This is a genomic window from Shimia sp. (assembly GCF_022448905.1).
Taxonomy (GTDB): Bacteria; Pseudomonadota; Alphaproteobacteria; order Rhodobacterales; family Rhodobacteraceae; genus Shimia.
On record NZ_JAKVCW010000006.1, the window covers coordinates 258,019 to 275,932 of the forward strand.

The following is a 17,914-nucleotide window of genomic DNA, read 5'->3' on the forward strand; positions in this document are numbered from 1 at the left end:
GGCTGATAGCGCAAGCATTGATAGTATTGCGTGATGGACCTCTTGACGTTTGGCGATGAATGCGACCAAACTGAACACCGATGTGAGGGGGGTGTAATCTCTGATCATCTACTTTCGGTCTAACAGGACCAAAAACCACCCGGGATAGGGTGGACAACAGGAAGAGGTAAAAATGAAAAAATCCGTAGTTTTCGGTGCACTGACAGTTGCTGGCCTGGCGGCCGGTGCAGCTGCTGCTGGCACGCTTGACGATGTTAAAGCGCGCGGCAAGCTGAACTGTGGTGTGACCACCGGTCTGGTTGGCTTCGCGGCACCTGACGCAAACGGCGAATGGATGGGGTTCGACGTTGGTGTGTGCCGTGCAGTGGCAGCCGCTGTACTGGGCGACCCGAAAGCGGTCGAGTTTGTTCCGACCACCGGTAAGACCCGCTTCACCGCGCTGGCTTCCGGCGAGATCGACATGCTGGCACGTAACACCACATGGACATTCTCCCGTGACGTAGACCTGAAGTTCACCTTTGTTGGCGTGAACTACTATGACGGTCAGGGCTTCATGGTTCCAAAAGAACTGGGTGTGTCCTCCGCGAAAGAACTGGACGGCGCAACCGTTTGTATCCAAACCGGTACCACCACCGAGCTGAACCTGGCGGATTTCTTCCGTTCCAACAACATCAGCTACGAGCCGGTTCCAATCGAAACCAACGCAGAAGCTCAGCAGCAGTATCTGGCAGGCGCATGTGACGTGTACACCACCGACGCATCCGGTCTGGCGGCGACACGTGCGACCTTCGAAGATCCATCTGCGCACGTTCTGCTGCCAGAAATCATCTCCAAAGAGCCTCTGGGCCCACTGGTGCGTCACGGCGACGACAACTGGGGTGACGTGGTTCGCTGGTCCCTGAACGCTCTGATCACTGCAGAAGAGCTGGGTGTGACCTCCGCAAACATCGGTGAGATGGCTGCAGGCACCAACAACCCAGAAATCAACCGTCTGCTCGGCACCGAAGGCAACCTGGGCGAGATGCTCGGCCTGAGCGCTGACTGGGGCAAAAACGCTGTAATGGCGGGCGGCAACTACGGTGAGCTGTTTGAAGGCAACATCGGTGAATCCACTCCGATCGGTCTGGCCCGTGGCCTGAACGCTCAGTGGACCGACGGCGGCCTGATCTACTCCCCGCCCTTCCGCTAAACACATCACGGAAAGGGCGCGGTTCATACCGCGCCCTTTTCGCATTGAAGACCCACAACAATAATCGGCCATGGCGCAACGACGCCCATAATTAACCGGCCGACGAACGGGGAAGATCCTATATGACCACTCTGACCGACCCTCCCAAGGAGTCGTTCCGGCTGTCTATGCTGATCAACGATACGCGCTATCGCTCGTTGACGTTCCAAGCAATTGCAGCCGTCGCTCTGGCGCTGGCGATTTGGTATCTGGGCAACAACCTTATCCAGAACCTTCGGGCCGCCGGCCTCAATATTTCTTACAGTTTTCTCGGCGATCCAGCTGGTTATGACATCAACCAGCGTCTTGTCGAATATGACAGCCAATCCAGCCATGCGCGCGCCGCGCTTGTCGGTGTTCTGAACACTATTCTGGTGGCGTTTCTGGCCTGTGTCACCGCGACCATATTTGGTGTGATCGCCGGTGTTCTGCGCCTGTCCAACAACTGGATCGTGTCCAAGTTGATGGCCGTCTACGTGGAAATCTTCCGCAACATTCCGGTGCTGATCTGGATCATCATCATCTTCACCATCATGACCGCGGTCATGCCTGGACCACGCGAGTTCCGGGGCGACAACGCGACGTCGAGCATGGTGCTGGACCTGTTTGCCTTCACCAACCGGGGTGTCTACATCCCGATGCCGTTCTTTGAGAACGGGCTGTTTGGCAGTGCAACGCTGAACTGGGTTCTGGTGCTGCTGGTTGCGGCTGGGTCGTGGTACGCGGTGCGGACCAACAACGCCCGGGCCGCGAATGTGCAGGCTGAGACCGGTGTGCGTCCTAAGACACTATGGATCAACCTGGCGATCTGGCTGGTGCCGTTTATTGCCTTGATGTTCATCATGGGTCTGAGCTGGGAAGTGCCGGAACTGAAAGGCTTTAACTTCAAAGGCGGCATCAAAGTTGGCGGTCCTCTGATCGCGCTGTGGTTTGCGTTGTCGATCTACACCGGTGCCTTCATTGCGGAAAACGTGCGTGCTGGTATTCAGGCTGTGTCTAAAGGCCAGACCGAGGCGGCCTCTGCACTGGGTTTGCGCCCTCGTCGCGTGATGAACCTCGTGATCCTGCCACAGGCTTTGCGGGTGATCATTCCGCCGTTGATCTCTCAGTATCTGAACATCACTAAGAACTCCTCTCTGGCGATTGCCGTGGGCTATGCGGATATCACCGCGACGCTGGGGGGCATTACGCTCAACCAGACCGGCCGCGCGATTGAATGTGTGCTCCTGCTGATGTTGTTCTATCTCACCGCGTCGTTGCTCATCTCTATGGCGATGAACGTCTACAACGCATCCGTTAAGTTGAAGGAGCGCTGAGATGTCTGATCAAAACAACAACTCCATCGCTTTTGTCGCCACCGAAACCATCCCGGAAAGCCCGCCCCCGGCGCGTGAGACCGGTGTGGTGAAATGGATGCGGGAGAACCTGTTCTCCTCTATTCCGAACAGCATCCTGACAATTGTGGCGCTGCTACTGATCTATTCGGTGCTGAAAAACACGTTGCCGTGGATTTTCAACGGCCTTTGGACCACCTCGTCTCTCGCGGAATGTCGGGAGATTCTGGACGGCACCACAGGCGCCTGTTTCTCGGTGCTGACCGAGCGTTGGAACCAGCTGATCTATGGGTTCAAATACCCGGTGGATGAATACTGGCGTCCAAATGTGGCCTTTGTGCTGATGCTGGTCGCCATTGCGCCGGTCTTGTTCTTTGACCTGCCGCGCAAGCTGTTGATCTTCACTGCGCTCTATCCGTTTGTGGCCTTTTGGCTGATCTGGGGTGGCACCATTCTCGCACCGCTGGTTGCGTTGGTTGGCTTTGTCGCTGCGGGCGCGTTTTTCCAGAAATTCGGTCGCAACAACTTTGCTCTTGGCTTCTTTGGAGCCGTGGTCATTGCGTTGATCATCTGGGCGCTTGGCGGGGCGATGATTCCGGAAGGTGCGTCTGACAGCGCATTGCTGCCGGCTGTGCCGAGCCGCGACCTTGGTGGCTTTATGCTCAACATGATGCTGGGTCTGACCTGTGTGTCGTTGTCGGTGCCGCTGGGGATTGCCTTGGCGTTGGGCCGTCAGTCTGACATGCCGCTGATCAAAGGCATCTGCGTTGTCTTCATCGAATTTGTGCGGGGGGTTCCGCTGATCACGCTGTTGTTTGTGGCGTCGGTCATGCTGTCCTACTTCTTCCCGCCGGATGCGACGGTGGACCTGTTCCTGCGGGTTGTGATCATGATCACGCTGTTCTCGGCGGCCTATATTGCCGAGGTGGTACGGGGTGGTCTCGCCGCGTTGCCAAAAGGGCAGTATGAGGCGGCTGACAGCCTTGGGCTGGACTATCCGCAGGCGATGCGTCTGATCATTCTGCCGCAAGCGTTGAAGATCTCGATTCCGGGTATCGTGAACGTGGCGGTGGGCTTGTTCAAGGACACAACCCTCGTGTCGGTCATCTCGATGTTCGACCTCGTGGGGATGATCCGTGGGCCGATCCTCGCATCTACCGAATGGAACGGCGTTTACTGGGAACTTTTCGGCTTTGCCGCCGCCCTGTTCTTCGTCGTTTGCTACGGCATCTCTCAATATTCCCAGTGGCTTGAGCGCAAGCTGCACAAAGGCCACTAAGAAGGAGTTCACAATATGTCTGAACTTATGTCTGATCGCGAAATCGACCGCTCCAAGATGCATGTGGGCAGCGAAGTCGCTATTCAAATCTCCAACATGAACAAGTGGTACGGGTCTTTCCACGTGCTGCGCGACATCAACCTGACCGTCAATGAAGGTGAGCGGATCGTGATTGCGGGGCCATCCGGCTCCGGTAAATCGACCCTGATCCGCTGTATCAACCGTCTGGAAGAGCACCAGTCGGGCGACATCATCGTGGATGGTACCGAGCTGTCCAACGACCTCAAGAACATCGACAAGATCCGGTCCGAGGTTGGCATGTGCTTCCAGCACTTCAACCTGTTCCCGCATCTGACGATCCTTGAGAACTGTACGCTGGCGCCGATCTGGGTGCGCAAAACACCCAAGAAAGAAGCCGAAGAGATCGCGATGCACTTCCTTGAGAAGGTGAAGATCCCGGATCAGGCTCTGAAGTATCCAGGTCAGTTGTCCGGTGGTCAGCAGCAGCGTGTGGCGATTGCCCGTTCGCTGTGCATGAAGCCGCGCATCATGCTGTTTGACGAACCAACCTCGGCGCTTGACCCGGAGATGATCAAAGAGGTGCTCGACACCATGATCGAACTGGCGGAAGAGGGCATGACCATGCTCTGCGTGACCCACGAGATGGGCTTTGCCCGTCAGGTGGCGAACCGTGTGATCTTCATGGACCAGGGCCAGATCGTGGAGCAGAACGAACCGGAAGAGTTCTTCAACAACCCGAAGAGCGAACGGACCCAGTTGTTCCTGAGCCAGATTCTGGGTCACTGATCCCGAACACAGATCAAAAAGAAGGCCGGGCATTTGCCCGGCCTTTTGCGTTTAGCTATGGCTTTCAAACACTTCTGTACGGCCATCTGGATGGATCAGCAGGGTGTCATAAGGCTCGACCTCGCCGCCCACTTCCATGCCGGGAGAGCCCATGGGCATACTCGGCACAGTGATGCCACGTGCACTGGGGCGCTCGGCGAGAAGACGGCGAATGTCGGATGCCGGTACGTGGCCCTCAACAAGATAGCCGTCGATCAAGCCTGTGTGGCAAGAGGAGGTCTCATCCGTCAGGCCCAGGCGGGCTTTGATGTCCCAGAGCTGTTCATCCGGGATTGCGTGGCTCTCGACAATGAACCCTTCCGCGCGCAGGTGGTCTTCCCAAGCACCACAGCAGCCGCAAGTAGGGGATTTTACAACCTTGATGGTAGGGGTGTCGGCCATGGCGGGAAGACTGGCGAGAGGCAGGCTGGCGGCGGCCAGCAGAAAGGCGCGGCGGTGCATGAGGGGCTCCTTGTTTGGCGTTGTTGGACAGATAGGCACCAGCAAACGGTGGCGCAATGCGCTGGATCAAGTGGCGTCTTCTTGCGCAGCGATGACCTCGCGGGGGATTGCGAAGTCTATCACTGTGCCTTGCGAGAATTTCACGTCGGACCAGCTGTGGAGATCAAAGTGAAACACGGTGGTGGCGCAGGTGGGATAGTCCGAGAAGCGCGGGTCGCTGGCCTGATTTTGGGCCAGCATTTCAGCGAAGTAGGCGATGCCCGGGTTGTGCCCCAGCATCAGGATGGTGTTGGCCTCTGCGGTTTGCAGAACATGCAGCATGACGTCCGCACCGGCGTGATAGAGGGCATCCTCGTAGCGGGTTGTGGCCGCAGTGATGCCTAGTCGGGCATAGGTCTCGCGGGTGCGTTCTGCGGTGGAGCAGAGCAGCTCCTCAGGCAAATAGTCGTTGTCTTTGAGCCACTTGCCCATCGCGGCGGCGGAGGTGCGGCCGCGTGCGTTGAGAGGGCGGGCGTGATCCGGTTGCATGAAGTCGTCCCAGCTTGATTTGGCGTGGCGCATCAGGATCAGGGTACGGCTCATGGATGAAAGGACCTCATATGTAAGGCGGATTGCGCGTCGGTGCGCTCGGCTTTGCCTGAGTGTGGACAGGCGCGGCGGGCAATGCAACCGCGGGACATGCAGTCGGAGCCTTCTTGGGTGTCCAAGAAGGCGTGGCAAGCAGCGACCTTGTAGCCGGTTTCTGCGCTGAGCGCGTCCACCGGACAGGTCGTGGTGCAGGGGGCCTTACAGGTGAGGCAGGGAGAGGGCATATCCTGCTGAGGTAAAGGGATTTCTGTCGGCAAGATCAGCGCCCCACGTAGGGAGATCATCAGGCCCACTTCGGGGTGCACCATCATGCCGACGGGGCTTTGGAAGAACGGTCCGCTGTCCAAGGCCCAACGAATGAACGGCGGATAGGGCGGGCCGTCGGAGGGGAATTGGCATGTTCCGCCAAACTCGTGGGCGAGATTGCCAACCACCCGTTTGGACCACCGGTCGACTGGATGCTTTTCACCGTCCAGATATTCTGGCGACGCGCTAAATGCGGCCCAAAAAGCCGGGCCGGTGCCAAAGAGCACAATGGTTTTGCCGTCCTCATGCAGCGCCCCCATGGTGAGCAGGCCCGCGTTTGCGGCGGCAGCTTGGATGGCGTCCAGCGTCATTTTGCACGGAAGGGGAGGCGCAGGCTCCAGGAAAGTTTGGTGGGGCGGGTATCTTGCCACTCTAATCCGATGGTCATCTCATTATGTCCTGCACGGGGTTGCGCGATATAGGTTCCCAGCGCGCGGTCCCAGATCGACAGGGCAAAGCCATAGTTGCTGTCGTGCTCGTCCCGAAGCACCGAATGATGCACACGATGCATGTCGGGTGTGACCAAAACAAGCCGGATCAAACGGTCGAGTTTGGCGGGCAGGTGGATGTTGGCGTGGTTGAACAACGCGGTGCCGTTGAGCAGGATTTCAAACACCAGCACGGCCAGCGCGGCAGGACCAAGCAGATAGATCAGGCTGATTTTGAGCCCCATCGACAGCGCAATTTCCACCGGATGGAAGCGAATGGCGGTGGTGACATCAAAGTCTGGATCCGCGTGGTGCACCCGATGCAGGCGCCACAGGAGCGGGACTTTGTGGGTGATAAGGTGTTGCAACCAAATGGCAAAATCCAGGATCAGGATTGCCAAAATGAACTCAATTGCGACGGGGAGGTGCAAGATGTTGAACAGACCCCAGCCGTTGGATTGGGCATCAGAGGCCGCGCCGACGGCGAGCAAGGGCAAAGCGATGGCCAGGGCGCGAAGGGTTAAGGTGTTGAGGGCAGACAGCCCCCAGTTGGTCATCCAGCGGCGGGATTTGGACCAGTTCAACGGTCGACGTGGGGCCAACGTTTCGATCCCAGCGAGTAGGATGAAGAGGCCAAAGAAAACGCTCAGGCGGATCAGAAGCTCGTGTTGCATTAAGAGGCATCCATAGTGGTGGCCTCTCAATATATTTATTTTTCAGAATGTGAAAAGGGGCGGTGTTAGTCGGCTCGGATCATCGAGCCTGCACCATGTTCGGTGAAGAGCTCCAGCAGGCAAGCATTGGGGGCGCGGCCGTCCAGAATGACCACAGCGCGCACGCCTTTTTCGATGGCGGCAAGGGCTGTTTCGGTCTTGGGGATCATGCCACCAGCAATCACGCCTTCTTCAGTAAGGTCGCGGATTTGTTGCGCTTTTAGCTCTGTCAGAACTTCGCCTTCGCCGTTCTTCACACCGGCTACATCAGTCAGCAGCAGAAGGCGGTCCGCTTCCAAGGCTCCGGCAATGGCGCCGGCGGCAGTGTCGCCGTTGATGTTGTAGGTTTCGCCGTTGCGGCCCGCGCCCAAAGGCGCGATCACCGGAATGGTGTCATTGGCAAAGAGTTCGTGCAGAATCGCTGGGTTCATGTCGGCCGGGGTGCCGACAAAGCCGAGGTCTGGGTTGGTTTGGTCACAGACAATCAGGTTGGCGTCTTTGCCAGACAGACCAACCGCTTTGCCGCCCTGACGGTTGATCGCAGAGACGATGCGTTTGTTGACCACACCGGACAAAACCATCTCCACCACTTCGACAGTTGCGGCGTCGGTGACGCGTTTGCCGTTCACAAAATCGGATTTGATTTCAAGACGTTCCAGCATCGCGTTGATCATCGGACCACCGCCGTGCACGATCACCGGGTTGATGCCCACCTGGCGCATCAGAACCACGTCGCGAGCAAAATCATCCATGGCTTCGTCGCTGCCCATGGCGTGTCCGCCAAGCTTAATAACCACGGTCGCACCGGTGTAGCGCTGCAGGTAGGGCAGGGCTTGGGACAGGGTGCGGGCGGTGGCGATCCAATCGCGGTTCATATCTTGTGTCTTCATGTTGGCTGGCCTCTTTGTCAGAGCGTGTTAACCGCTCTTGTCAGGAGTGCCAAGACGCACCGGAGGGTTGATGTGCCGATTTGGTAAAAAAGGGGCAAATTAACCCGATTTGGCACATCAGTATTGCGTCGGTATCACGACTGTTTTGCGGAGGTGGGGCTGTTTGTTAACAACAGCGTCTTAACGCGCATGCACGGAGGGTGCGGCGGAGGGGACAAAATGCGGTGTCAGCTCTTTGATCACCAGATCGGTGACCCCGTTCTCAAACAGGTCCTGAAAGTCATGCAAGGCGTCACTGTTCAAGAAGAGTTGCCAGTCGCGACGACTTTCCCAGCGGTGGAACAGAATGAATTGTCCCGGATCACCGGTGCCGGTGTGGACGTCAAAACGCAGGCAGTTTTGCTCGTTCAGCACCCGTTGGGCGAGGCGCAGCAATCCCTTGCGCACGCGGGTGCGGTTGGGCGAGTCGAGATAAAAGGACGCCATAATTGTAACGGTCATCTGAAAGCCTTTGCCGATTCTTTGCAGACAGCGGTAATGCGCCAAGCCTGCGTCGGAAAAGTTTACTTAACAGTGAAAGAAAATGGCGCCTTCGCCTTAAAGGTGAGGTAATTTTAGAGATGTCGGTTATTGAGTGTTTAACTTGCCAACGCGAAGCAGGTGGAGCGCCGTGGGCGCAAGGGGGCCTGTTTGGCCACGGTGAGGTCTGACAGCAGGCCGTACACCTCGGTTTGAAACGCAAAATGCGCCTCGGAGTTGAGGTAGGCTTGCCAGGCCGCGGCATTGTCCCACTTTTGTTGGATGTGGAATTCGGACGGGGAATCCGCAAGGGTTGTGGCGGCATAGCTGATACAGCCCGGCATATTGCAGGCGCGGGCGGCCAGCGTTTTTAAGGCGCTGGCCACGTGATCTGCGTCACGCTCATCCGTTGAGAAGGAGACCACCACTGTCTCTCTCATTGATCCACTCCATACCGATTTCAAACGGTTTCACCCCGAAACACATTCGACTGGATGGATATATGAGCAGGGGGTAAACGGTAAAGGCACAGAGTGTCTTAGATTTTAGACAATCTGTTTGCAGCCGTGCGAACATGTAACGCCTTCAGAGGGTTACTTACGCGGGGTATGCAATTTGCGCAGGGCCCATTTCAGATCCCCTTGCAGGGTTTTGAAGGCGCGACTGTCGGTTTCGTCTTTGCGGCCGATCAGAACATAGTCCCAGCCAGCTTGGCCGTGGGTTGGGAGAATCGCGCGGGCGACTTCGCGCATCCGGCGTTTGGCGCGGTTGCGGGCAACGGCGTTGCCCACTTTCTTGGAGCAGGTGAATCCGACGCGGATGACGGAAGGATCGATGTCTTCGTCGTCGCGGCGTTTGCGGGCCTGGATCATCATCGCCTTAGTGCCTTGCTTGCGGGCACGGGCGGCGGCGAGGAAGTCGCTGCGTTTTTTAAGGACGGGCAGGGCAGGCTGCGCACAAACGGAAACCGCCGGAGACGTTGTCCCGTTGGAGGCTGTGCCTTCCTGTGGGGTCTCCTGCGGTGTCATTTTTCTAAACGGCCTGTTCAGGCAGTCGTGCGCTTATGCGCTCAGCGACTTACGACCGCGTGCGCGGCGTGCGTTCAGGATCTTGCGGCCAGCTTTGGTGGCCATGCGCGCACGGAAGCCGTGGCGGCGTTTACGAACCAGGTTCGAAGGTTGGTAGGTGCGTTTCATCGCTCCGTCTCCGTCATGTTGTTTCAGTGGGCCCCGGCGCGAGATTCGCGGTGCCTATCTATTCGAAGACCGGTCTTTAGACGGGCCTGCCGGATAAGTCAAACGTCAGATGGGGGATTTTTGGCAAAAAGGCAAGGTCCGGAGAGGAAACTGTGCGAATGAAACGCCTCTTCCTTCAATGGGCTGTTTTCTGCGTGGTTTGGTGTCTTTCAAAAGGGGCGTCTGAAACAATCGGCGGCTTTGAGACGGACTTCCAAGTGGCAATATTACAAGTCATTTGTCGCATTGTTACGGTTAACCAAGAATTCCTCACGAAACGTGGCGTCGTGATCAAGCGCCCGTGAGGTCTCTGTTGTTTTACCAATACGTCAGCCATGTTGGGGTAAGACCAAGAAAACGGATCAAAGATGTCTGATGTGACGGATACTTCGCAAGAAACCAAATCCAAATTGGCGCGTATGCTGCCGCTGGCAGCGCTTGTCGCCGGGGCTGTATTGGGTGCTTATGTTTTGGGGGACTACCTGAGTTTTGAAGCCTTGCGCGATAATCGCGAGATGCTGATTGGCTACCGTGATGCGCATTACGCGCTTGCTGTTGTGGTGTTCATGGCGATTTATGTGGTGATCGCGGGGTTCTCTTTGCCGGGGGCCACCATCGCGACGCTGACCGGCGGCTTTCTGTTTGGCACCTTTCCTGGGGTGTTGTTCAACGTAGGCGCGGCGACGATTGGCGCCACGGTGGTATTTCTGGCCGCGCGATGGGGGCTTGGCGACCGGTTGGCAGCGAAGATGGATGCCAGCGAGGGAAAGGTGAAAGCGATCAAGGACGGAATTGATGAGAACCAGTGGTCGATGCTGTTCATCATCCGTCTGGTGCCTTTGGTGCCTTTCTTTGTGGCTAACCTGATCCCAGCCCTCGTGGGCGTGCCGCTGTGGCGTTATGTGGTGTCCACTTTCATTGGCATTATTCCCGGTGGGCTGGTGTACACGTCAGTGGGTGCCGGATTGGGCGAGGTGTTTGCCCGTGGCGAGACGCCGGATCTGGGCATTATTTTTGAGCCACATGTGTTGTTGCCGATCCTTGGCCTGGCGGCGCTGGCGTTCCTGCCGGTTGTGCTCAAACTCATTCGCGGCAAAGAGGCGCTGTAAATCATGGAACAGATCAAGACGGATGTGCTGGTCATCGGGGCTGGCTCTGGTGGGTTGTCTGTGGCGGCTGGGGCAAGCCAGATGGGGGCCAGCGTGGTGCTGCTGGAAGGCCACAAGATGGGCGGCGATTGCCTGAACTTTGGCTGCGTTCCCAGCAAGGCCCTGCTGGCGAGCGCCAAAATGGCGCATCAGCAAACCAAGGGCGGCGCCTTTGGTGTGCCTGATCAGGTGCCGCAGGTGGATTATGCGGCGGCCAAGGCGCATGTGGCGGATGTGATTGCCCAAATTGAACCGATGGACAGCGTGGAGCGGTTTGAAGGCTTTGGCGTGCGAGTGATCCAGGAATACGGGCATTTCATCAGCCCGTCGGTGGTGCAGGCCGGGGATCATCAGATCACGGCACGGCGCGTGGTGATTGCCACCGGGTCCAGCCCGCTGGTGCCGCCGATCCCCGGGTTGGATCAGGTAGACTATCTGACCAATGAAACCCTGTTTGAGATGACGGAGACGTCGGAGCATCTGTTGATCATTGGCGGCGGGCCAATTGGTATGGAGATGGCGCAGGCGCATGTGCGGTTGGGCGTCAAGGTCACTGTAATAGAGGGCGCCAAGGCGCTCGGACGGGATGATCCGGAGATGGCGGCAATTGTGCTGGAGCGGCTGCGTGGCGAAGGTGTGGAGATTGCCGAGGACGCGATGGCGAAGGCGGTGACCCAGAAAGATGGCGTGATCACGGTTGAGGCGCAGGATGGGCGCAGCTTTAGCGGCTCCCATCTGTTGGTGGCCGTGGGGCGCAAAGCCAATATGGCGCGGCTCAATCTGGAGGCCGCAGGGATCGAGACCCACAAGACCGGGATTTCGGTGGATGCCTCGCTGAAGACCTCCAACAAGAAGGTCTATGCCATTGGCGATGTCGCGGGTGGCGCGCAGTTCACCCATGTGGCGGGCTATCAGGCCGGGGTGATCATCCGGTCCATGCTGTTTGGGCTGCCGGCCAAGGCGCGCACAGATCACATTCCTTATGCGACTTACACCGACCCAGAGCTGGCGCAGGTTGGGCTGACCGAGGCGGAGGCGCGGGCGCAGTATGGCGACAAGCTGACCGTGACGCGGTTTGAGAGCCACCACAACGACCGGCTTATTGCCGAGCGCAATGCCTATGGACTGATCAAGGCGATGGTGGTGAAAGGCCGCCCGATGGGAGTGTCGATTGTCGGGCCGCAGGCGGGGGAGTTGGTGAATCTGTGGTCGCTGGTGATTGCCAATAAACTGAAGATGAGCGCGGTGGCGGGGATGGTGTCGCCCTATCCTACGGTGGGCGAAATCAACAAGCGGGTTGCAGGGGCCTATTTCTCGCCGCAACTGTTTGATAATCCTAAGGTGAAACGGGTGGTTGGCTTGGTGCAACGCTGGCTGCCGTAACCAGAACGGTCGCGAAACATGCTCAACACGCTTTCAGGTCGGTTCCTGATCCTGACGGTCATCTTTGTGATGCTGGCGGAAATCCTGATCTTTGTGCCGTCGATTGCGCGCTATCGGGAAGACTATCTGTTGCTGCGGTTGGAGCGGGCGCAGATTGCCTCGCTTGCGCTTCTGGCGGATGACATGATTGATGTGGAGCTGGAGCAGGAGCTCTTGAAAAACGCGGGCGTGTATAACGTGGTGCTGCGGCGCGATGAGATGCGGCAGTTGATCTTGAGCTCTCCCATCCCGGAGCCGATCAGCGCGACCTATGACATGCGCAGCGCCACGGCGGGCGTGTTGATCAAAGACGCGATGATGCAGCTGTTTGAGACCCGCAACCGTGTGGTGCGGGTGATTGGCGCGCCGGTGCAGGACGCCGGGCTGTTGATCGAGGTGACGATGGACACCGCAGAGCTGCGCATGTCGATGATTGACTACGGTGTGCGCATTCTGGCGCTGTCTGCGGTGATCTCGGTGGTCACGGCATTTTTGCTGTTTCTGGCGGTGCGGGCCATTTTAGTTCGCCCGATCAAAGGCGTGGTCGGCTATATGCAGACCTATGCCGCGGCCCCGGAGGATGCGCGCAGTCTGATTAAGCCGCAAGCCGGTGTGACGGAATTGCGGGAGGCGGAAGAGGCCTTGCTGGCGTTGCAGACAGAGTTGACAGCTTCGCTCAAACAGCGGGAACGGTTGGCACAACTGGGCGGCGCGGTGGCTAAGGTGAGCCATGATCTGCGCAATATCCTGACCTCGGCGCAGCTGTTCACCGATCGCATTGAAAGCAGTGAAGACCCGCTTGTGCGGCGGTTGGCGCCCAAACTGGTGAACTCGATCACCCGCGCGGTGCATCTGTGTGAAAGTACTTTGGCGTTTGGCAAAGCTGAGGAGCCTGCGCCGGCGCTGACGCGGTTTGCGTTGAGTGAGACCGTGGGTGATGTGATCGCCTCTGAACGGCTGGCGGTGGAAGACTACGACCTGAGCTTTGGCGAGGATATTCCGGCGGGCATGATGGTTCGGGCCGATCCGGAGCAGATGTTCCGGGTGGTGAGCAATCTGGTGCGCAATGCGCGGCAGGCGATTGTGGCGAGCGGGCAGCCGGGTGAGATCGCAGTGAGTGCCACGGAAAATGACGACTCATGGCTGATCACGGTGAAAGACACCGGGCCGGGGTTGCCGCCCAAAGCACAGGAACACCTCTATCAACCGTTCCAAGGCGGGATTCGCAAAGGCGGGTCCGGTTTGGGGCTGGCAATTTCCTCAGAATTGGTGCGCGGACACGGCGGAATGCTCACGCTTTCAGAGACCGGCGCGGGCGGAACAACCTTTGAAATATGCCTTCCGAAAGGGGAAGTGGCGATAAAATGATTTTTCTTCGTTTTAGCCCTTGCGCCCCCTGAGAGTTCACTTTAAACCGCCCCTCACACCGCGCTCTGGTAGCTCAGCTGGATAGAGTACTTGACTACGAATCAAGGGGTCGGGGGTTCGAATCCTCCCCAGAGCGCCACTATACTCCCCACAGAATAGTGACATATCCAGCTTCCATACATTGACGTTTTACGCCCTGTTTTGCAGGCGGATTTGCGCGTGGTTTGCCTTTGTGTTGATGTCTAGGGCAGGTCCACTTCGGGAATCATCTGCTTCAAACGCTCGCCTGCAAAATCCAGGAAGGCGCGGACTTTGGGGGCGACCAGTTTGCTTGGCGGGTAGACCAAATGCACTGCCCAAGGCGGTGGCAGGAAAGGTTGCAGAAGCGGCACCAACTCGCCGCGCTTAAGTTGTTCATCAACCGTATAAGACAATGCCATAGTGATGCCTTCTCCGTCGATGGCGGCGGCAAGAGCTGTGGGGGCATCGTTGACCTCAAAGCGCGGGGTGAGCTGCACATGTCCACGGGTGCCACCGGAGTTATAGTGCCAGTCGTGGCTGGGCAATATTCCGGTGAACCCAATCATCGTATGCCGTTTCAGATCGGGAGGCACTTTGGGGGTGCCATGTCGGGCGAGATACGCCGGGCTGGCGACAAACAGGCGGCGCACGTGGCCAAGGCGCTTTGCCATCAAGTTTGAGTCCGGCAGGTTGCCGATGCGGATGGCCACATCAATGCCTTCCTCCACAAGATTGGTGACCCGATCCACGGCGATCAGAGACACGGACATGCGCGGGTGCGCCTCCAGAAAGGCGCGCACGACAGGGCCTGCTATCAGGCGGCTGAAGGTCATAGAGCAGGATACGGTGAGATGGCCCTGGGCGATGCCCATCTGGCCCACAGCCTGCTTTTCCGCGTCATCAATTTCGGAGAGCAGGCGGCGGGTGGCCTCCAGAAAGCTGCTGCCCGCATCGGTTAGAGAGAGTTGCCGGGTGGAGCGGTTCAACAGTTGCACGCCCAGCCGCGCCTCCAGTGCGTTCATGGTGCGGGTCACGGCGGGCGGGGACATACGCAACTTGTTGGCGGCCTGCACAAAGCTGCCGGTGTCATTGATGGCCGCGAAGACCTCCATCTGTAGGATGCGATCCATTTGTTCCACTTTCTGAAATAGTGACTTTCAAGATCGGCATATTATTCCGAAATAGCAAGGACGCTATCTGTCCTCTTGTCAAAAGCGACACCGCCACACCCTGGCGCAGCGTTCATAACGAGGGATACAGATATGAAACGGAATGATCTTAAACAGAGTTTGCTCACCGGCTTGGTCACGCTTGGCCTCGGGGCGCAGCTGACGTCTTTGCCAACACTGGCGCAGGCCGGGCAGTTGCCGCAAGCTGAGGCTGCGGTCACCTACAACACGGTCACCATCGAGGGACAGGAGATTTTCTACCGCGAGGCTGGTCAGGCAGACGCACCGGTTGTGCTGTTGTTGCATGGGTTCCCTACCTCGTCTCAGCAGTACCGCAACCTGATCCCGGAGTTGGCGGAAGACTATCGGGTGATTGCGCCGGACTATCCGGGATTTGGCGCCAGTGCGATGCCGGGTCGGGCAGCGTTTGACTACAGCTTTGCCACCTATGCCTCGCTGATGGATGGGTTCACCGATGCCTTGGCCTTGGACAGCTACAGTCTCTACGTGATGGATTACGGCGCGCCGGTGGGTTACCGGCTGGCGTTGAAGGAGCCAGAGGCGGTTGAGGCGCTGATCATTCAGAACGGCAATGCCTATGACGAGGGCTTGCAGGAGTTCTGGGACGTGTTCCGCACCTATTGGGCGGACGGCGGAGCCGAGGCCCGCGAACCGTTGCGGGACTTTCTGAATGTGACGGCCACGGAATGGCAATATACCCATGGGGTGCCTGAGAGCCATGCGCATCGCCTGAGCCCGGATGCCTGGATGCTGGATCAGGCCTATCTGGACCGGCCGGGCAATCAGGAGATCCAGCTGGATCTGTTTTACGACTACCGCACCAACGTTGATCTTTATCCGGAGTTCCAAGCCTATTTCCGTGCGCATCAGCCGCCGACGCTGATTGTCTGGGGAGAGAATGACTACATCTTCCCGGCGGAAGGGGCTGCGCCCTATTTGCGTGACCTGCCGGAGGCCGAGTTGCACATGATTGATGCGGGGCATTTCATTCTGGAATCGCACGGGCCGGAAGTGGCGGGGCTGATCCGCGCGTTTCTGGATCGAGAAATCAAAGACTAACCCAACGCGGCGCGAGGGGAGCCTCTCGCGTCGTACTTCTCTTCCGCTCGCAAAGGGACTGATACAATGACACCCCGCCCCCATTTCCGCCGTTTACCGGCAAACCGGAGAAAGTCCCGCTGGCCTACAGGCCGGAGGATCATCCCGGCCTGTTCGACCTGGCCCTGTAATCTGTCACTGTCAGAGAAAGGTCCAAGATATGGGACATAAGTTTGCAGAGATTGCCTTTACCGACGCGGTGAAGCGGCACCAGGAGGACGCCGGGACGCGTGCATCCTATGCGCGGATGGAAGCGCGGGAGGATTACAACAATCGGTTGGGCCCGCATGAGGCGCAGTTTATTGCGGCGCGGGACAGTTTTTATATGGCGACGGTCAGCGAGACTGGCTGGCCGTATATGCAGCATCGCGGCGGGCCGGTGGGGTTCCTAAAGGTGCTGGATGAGCGACGGCTGGCGTTTGCCGATTACCGAGGAAATCGACAGTACGTGAGCCTTGGCAATCTCAGTCAAAACGAGCGCGTGTCCCTGTTTTTTATGGACTACCCCAATCGGACGCGGCTGAAGCTGTTGGGGCGGGTACGGGTTATTGCACCGGAGGAGGAGGCGTTGTTGGCGCGGCTGTCACCGGATGCGGGGTATCGCGCCCGGGTGGAGCGTGGGTTTGAGATCACGTTGGTTGGGTTCGACTGGAACTGTCCGCAACACATAACACCACGTTATTCCCAAGCCGAAGTGGAAGGCGAGTTTCTGCGGCTTCAGAACCGGATTCGCGAACTGGAAGACCAATTGGCGGGATCTTAAAGTTTGCGATGGGGGTCGGTGGCGAAAGTCACCGGCCTTTTTTATCCGCGTTTCACCTCTTTGGCGGAGGCCACATAGGGTTGCAGGCTTTCGATAAAGGCGTCGATAAAATCCAGTACAACAGGCGAGGTGGGGCCGGAGGCGGGTTGCAGGATTGAGAGGCGGTGGAAGAGCTGGGGCTTGAACGGGCGGATCACGATGCCGGTGGCGCGGTAGGCTTCTGAGTCCAGTGCGCTGACCACAGAGGCGCCCATGCCCTGGGCTACCATGGTGCAGGCGGTGGTGAACTGGCGCACTTCGATCAGGCTATTGAGTTCCACGCCGTCTTCTGAGAAGGCGCGGGAGAGGTGCTGGTAAAACCGGCTGTCGCGGCGGGTGTGAATCAAGCGCTCTTGGGCGAGGTCGCGCGGGGTGATGTGATCCTGATCCGCCAGCGGGTGGCCAGCGGGGAGGATGCAGGCGGATTTGATGTGCAGATCCTGGCTGCGGGTGGCGGGGTGACCGAGGAAACCGTCGGTGATGCCGCAGTCATATTGCTCACCGATGATCCATTCGAGAATGCGCTCTGGGCGGTCCGGTTCCAGGGTCACGGTGACGTTTGGGCGCTCTTTGAGGAAGTTGACCAAAACGCCGGGCAAGTGGCTGGTGGCGAAGCCGGGCAGGCAGGCGATGCGGACGTGTCCGCCGGTGCGCTCAATCAGGTCGCGGCGCAGATCGTCGAGGTGATCCAGCCCGTCCAGAATACGCTGCACCTCAGCCAGAAGGTAGCGCGAGTCACTGGTGGGTTCGAGCACACCGCGGTGGCGCGTGAAGAGTTCAATGCCGGCAGATTGGGAGAAATCTGAGAGCAAACGGCTTACTGCTGGTTGTGAAACACCCATGCGTTTGGCGGCTTTTGTCATATTGCCGGTTTCGGCCACGGCGCGGAAAGCTTCGAGCTGTCTTAGTTGGAATTTCAATGGCTTATCTCATGTTTGCCGCGATGCGGCATGTTTACTGTTTGGTTAAACTATAACATAGCGTTATGCAATTTGTTATAAATTCTTCACTTGCATTATGGCTTTAACTTTTCAATG

General features: G+C 58.1%; 20 protein-coding genes and 1 tRNA gene. 10 read left to right on the top strand and 11 right to left on the bottom strand.

Annotated elements, in window-relative coordinates:
* Positions 1-172: 172 nt before the first annotated feature.
* The 4 genes from MK208_RS09570 to MK208_RS09585 all read left to right on the top strand — a co-directional run bounded on the left by MK208_RS09570 (position 173) and on the right by MK208_RS09585 (position 4,648).
* A complete protein-coding gene (locus tag MK208_RS09570; RefSeq protein ID WP_294116209.1) occupies positions 173-1,189 on the top strand; it encodes an amino acid ABC transporter substrate-binding protein in 1,017 nt (338 codons plus the stop codon).
* A gap of 122 nt (positions 1,190-1,311) precedes the next feature.
* Complete coding sequence (locus MK208_RS09575; RefSeq protein WP_294116211.1) at positions 1,312-2,544, top strand: ABC transporter permease subunit; 1,233 nt, start codon at positions 1,312-1,314, stop codon at positions 2,542-2,544.
* Between the two features lies 1 nt (position 2,545).
* A complete protein-coding gene (locus tag MK208_RS09580; protein WP_294116213.1) occupies positions 2,546-3,841 on the top strand; it encodes an amino acid ABC transporter permease in 1,296 nt (431 codons plus the stop codon).
* A gap of 15 nt (positions 3,842-3,856) precedes the next feature.
* Complete coding sequence (locus MK208_RS09585; protein ID WP_294116215.1) at positions 3,857-4,648, top strand: amino acid ABC transporter ATP-binding protein; 792 nt, start codon at positions 3,857-3,859, stop codon at positions 4,646-4,648.
* A gap of 51 nt (positions 4,649-4,699) precedes the next feature.
* Here the strand turns inward: MK208_RS09585 and MK208_RS09590 are convergent, their stop codons facing one another.
* The 9 genes from MK208_RS09590 to rpmH all read right to left on the bottom strand — a co-directional run bounded on the left by MK208_RS09590 (position 4,700) and on the right by rpmH (position 9,789).
* Positions 4,700-5,149 (bottom strand): DUF411 domain-containing protein, encoded by a 450-nt coding sequence (locus tag MK208_RS09590; RefSeq protein WP_294116216.1) that lies wholly within the window; start codon positions 5,147-5,149, stop codon positions 4,700-4,702.
* Positions 5,150-5,215: 66 nt separating this feature from the next.
* Positions 5,216-5,731, bottom strand: a complete 516-nt coding sequence (locus MK208_RS09595; RefSeq protein WP_294116217.1) for a histidine phosphatase family protein — start codon at positions 5,729-5,731, stop codon at positions 5,216-5,218.
* Positions 5,728-6,354 (bottom strand): ferredoxin, encoded by a 627-nt coding sequence (locus tag MK208_RS09600; RefSeq protein WP_294116218.1) that lies wholly within the window; start codon positions 6,352-6,354, stop codon positions 5,728-5,730. The genes MK208_RS09595 and MK208_RS09600 overlap by 4 nt, the downstream gene beginning before the upstream one ends.
* Positions 6,351-7,145, bottom strand: a complete 795-nt coding sequence (locus MK208_RS09605) for a sterol desaturase family protein (RefSeq protein ID WP_294116219.1) — start codon at positions 7,143-7,145, stop codon at positions 6,351-6,353. Before MK208_RS09605 ends, MK208_RS09600 begins: the two co-directional genes overlap by 4 nt.
* A gap of 65 nt (positions 7,146-7,210) precedes the next feature.
* Positions 7,211-8,074, bottom strand: coding sequence for an acetylglutamate kinase (argB, locus tag MK208_RS09610; RefSeq protein WP_294116220.1), 864 nt, complete (start codon positions 8,072-8,074; stop codon positions 7,211-7,213).
* A 180-nt stretch (positions 8,075-8,254) separates the two neighbouring features.
* Positions 8,255-8,575, bottom strand: coding sequence for an antibiotic biosynthesis monooxygenase family protein (locus MK208_RS09615; protein ID WP_294116221.1), 321 nt, complete (start codon positions 8,573-8,575; stop codon positions 8,255-8,257).
* A 137-nt stretch (positions 8,576-8,712) separates the two neighbouring features.
* Complete coding sequence (locus MK208_RS09620; protein ID WP_294116222.1) at positions 8,713-9,033, bottom strand: antibiotic biosynthesis monooxygenase family protein; 321 nt, start codon at positions 9,031-9,033, stop codon at positions 8,713-8,715.
* Positions 9,034-9,186: 153 nt separating this feature from the next.
* On the bottom strand, positions 9,187-9,621 hold the full coding sequence (gene rnpA, locus MK208_RS09625) for a ribonuclease P protein component (RefSeq protein ID WP_294116224.1): 435 nt from the start codon (positions 9,619-9,621) through the stop codon (positions 9,187-9,189).
* 33 nt (positions 9,622-9,654) lie between these two features.
* Positions 9,655-9,789 (bottom strand): 50S ribosomal protein L34, encoded by a 135-nt coding sequence (gene rpmH, locus MK208_RS09630; RefSeq protein ID WP_005980833.1) that lies wholly within the window; start codon positions 9,787-9,789, stop codon positions 9,655-9,657.
* 458 nt (positions 9,790-10,247) lie between these two features.
* On the opposite strand from rpmH, the gene MK208_RS09635 reads away from it, so the two are divergent.
* From MK208_RS09635 to MK208_RS09650, 4 genes are all read left to right on the top strand, one after another.
* Positions 10,248-10,937, top strand: a complete 690-nt coding sequence (locus MK208_RS09635; RefSeq protein ID WP_294116264.1) for a TVP38/TMEM64 family protein — start codon at positions 10,248-10,250, stop codon at positions 10,935-10,937.
* Between the two features lie 3 nt (positions 10,938-10,940).
* Positions 10,941-12,359, top strand: coding sequence for an FAD-dependent oxidoreductase (locus tag MK208_RS09640; protein WP_294116226.1), 1,419 nt, complete (start codon positions 10,941-10,943; stop codon positions 12,357-12,359).
* Positions 12,360-12,377: 18 nt separating this feature from the next.
* Positions 12,378-13,766: a HAMP domain-containing sensor histidine kinase gene (locus tag MK208_RS09645; protein ID WP_294116228.1), complete on the top strand. Its 1,389-nt coding sequence runs from the start codon at positions 12,378-12,380 to the stop codon at positions 13,764-13,766.
* Between the two features lie 62 nt (positions 13,767-13,828).
* Positions 13,829-13,905: transfer RNA gene (locus MK208_RS09650), tRNA-Arg, on the top strand.
* A gap of 103 nt (positions 13,906-14,008) precedes the next feature.
* Here MK208_RS09650 and MK208_RS09655 read toward each other — a convergent pair.
* Positions 14,009-14,917 carry a LysR family transcriptional regulator gene (locus MK208_RS09655; RefSeq protein ID WP_294116229.1) on the bottom strand — a complete coding sequence of 303 codons (909 nt, stop codon included), beginning with the start codon at positions 14,915-14,917 and terminating at the stop codon, positions 14,009-14,011.
* 132 nt (positions 14,918-15,049) lie between these two features.
* Here MK208_RS09655 and MK208_RS09660 point away from each other — a divergent pair, with 132 nt between their 5' ends.
* Together MK208_RS09660 and MK208_RS09665 are read left to right on the top strand one after the other, a co-directional pair.
* Entirely contained in the window at positions 15,050-16,036 is a 987-nt protein-coding gene (locus MK208_RS09660) for an alpha/beta hydrolase (protein WP_294116230.1), read from the top strand.
* A 199-nt stretch (positions 16,037-16,235) separates the two neighbouring features.
* Positions 16,236-16,838: a pyridoxamine 5'-phosphate oxidase family protein gene (locus MK208_RS09665; RefSeq protein WP_294116231.1), complete on the top strand. Its 603-nt coding sequence runs from the start codon at positions 16,236-16,238 to the stop codon at positions 16,836-16,838.
* Positions 16,839-16,879: 41 nt separating this feature from the next.
* Here MK208_RS09665 and MK208_RS09670 read toward each other — a convergent pair whose 3' ends face one another.
* Positions 16,880-17,797: a LysR substrate-binding domain-containing protein gene (locus MK208_RS09670; RefSeq protein ID WP_294116232.1), complete on the bottom strand. Its 918-nt coding sequence runs from the start codon at positions 17,795-17,797 to the stop codon at positions 16,880-16,882.
* Positions 17,798-17,914 lie beyond the last annotated feature (117 nt).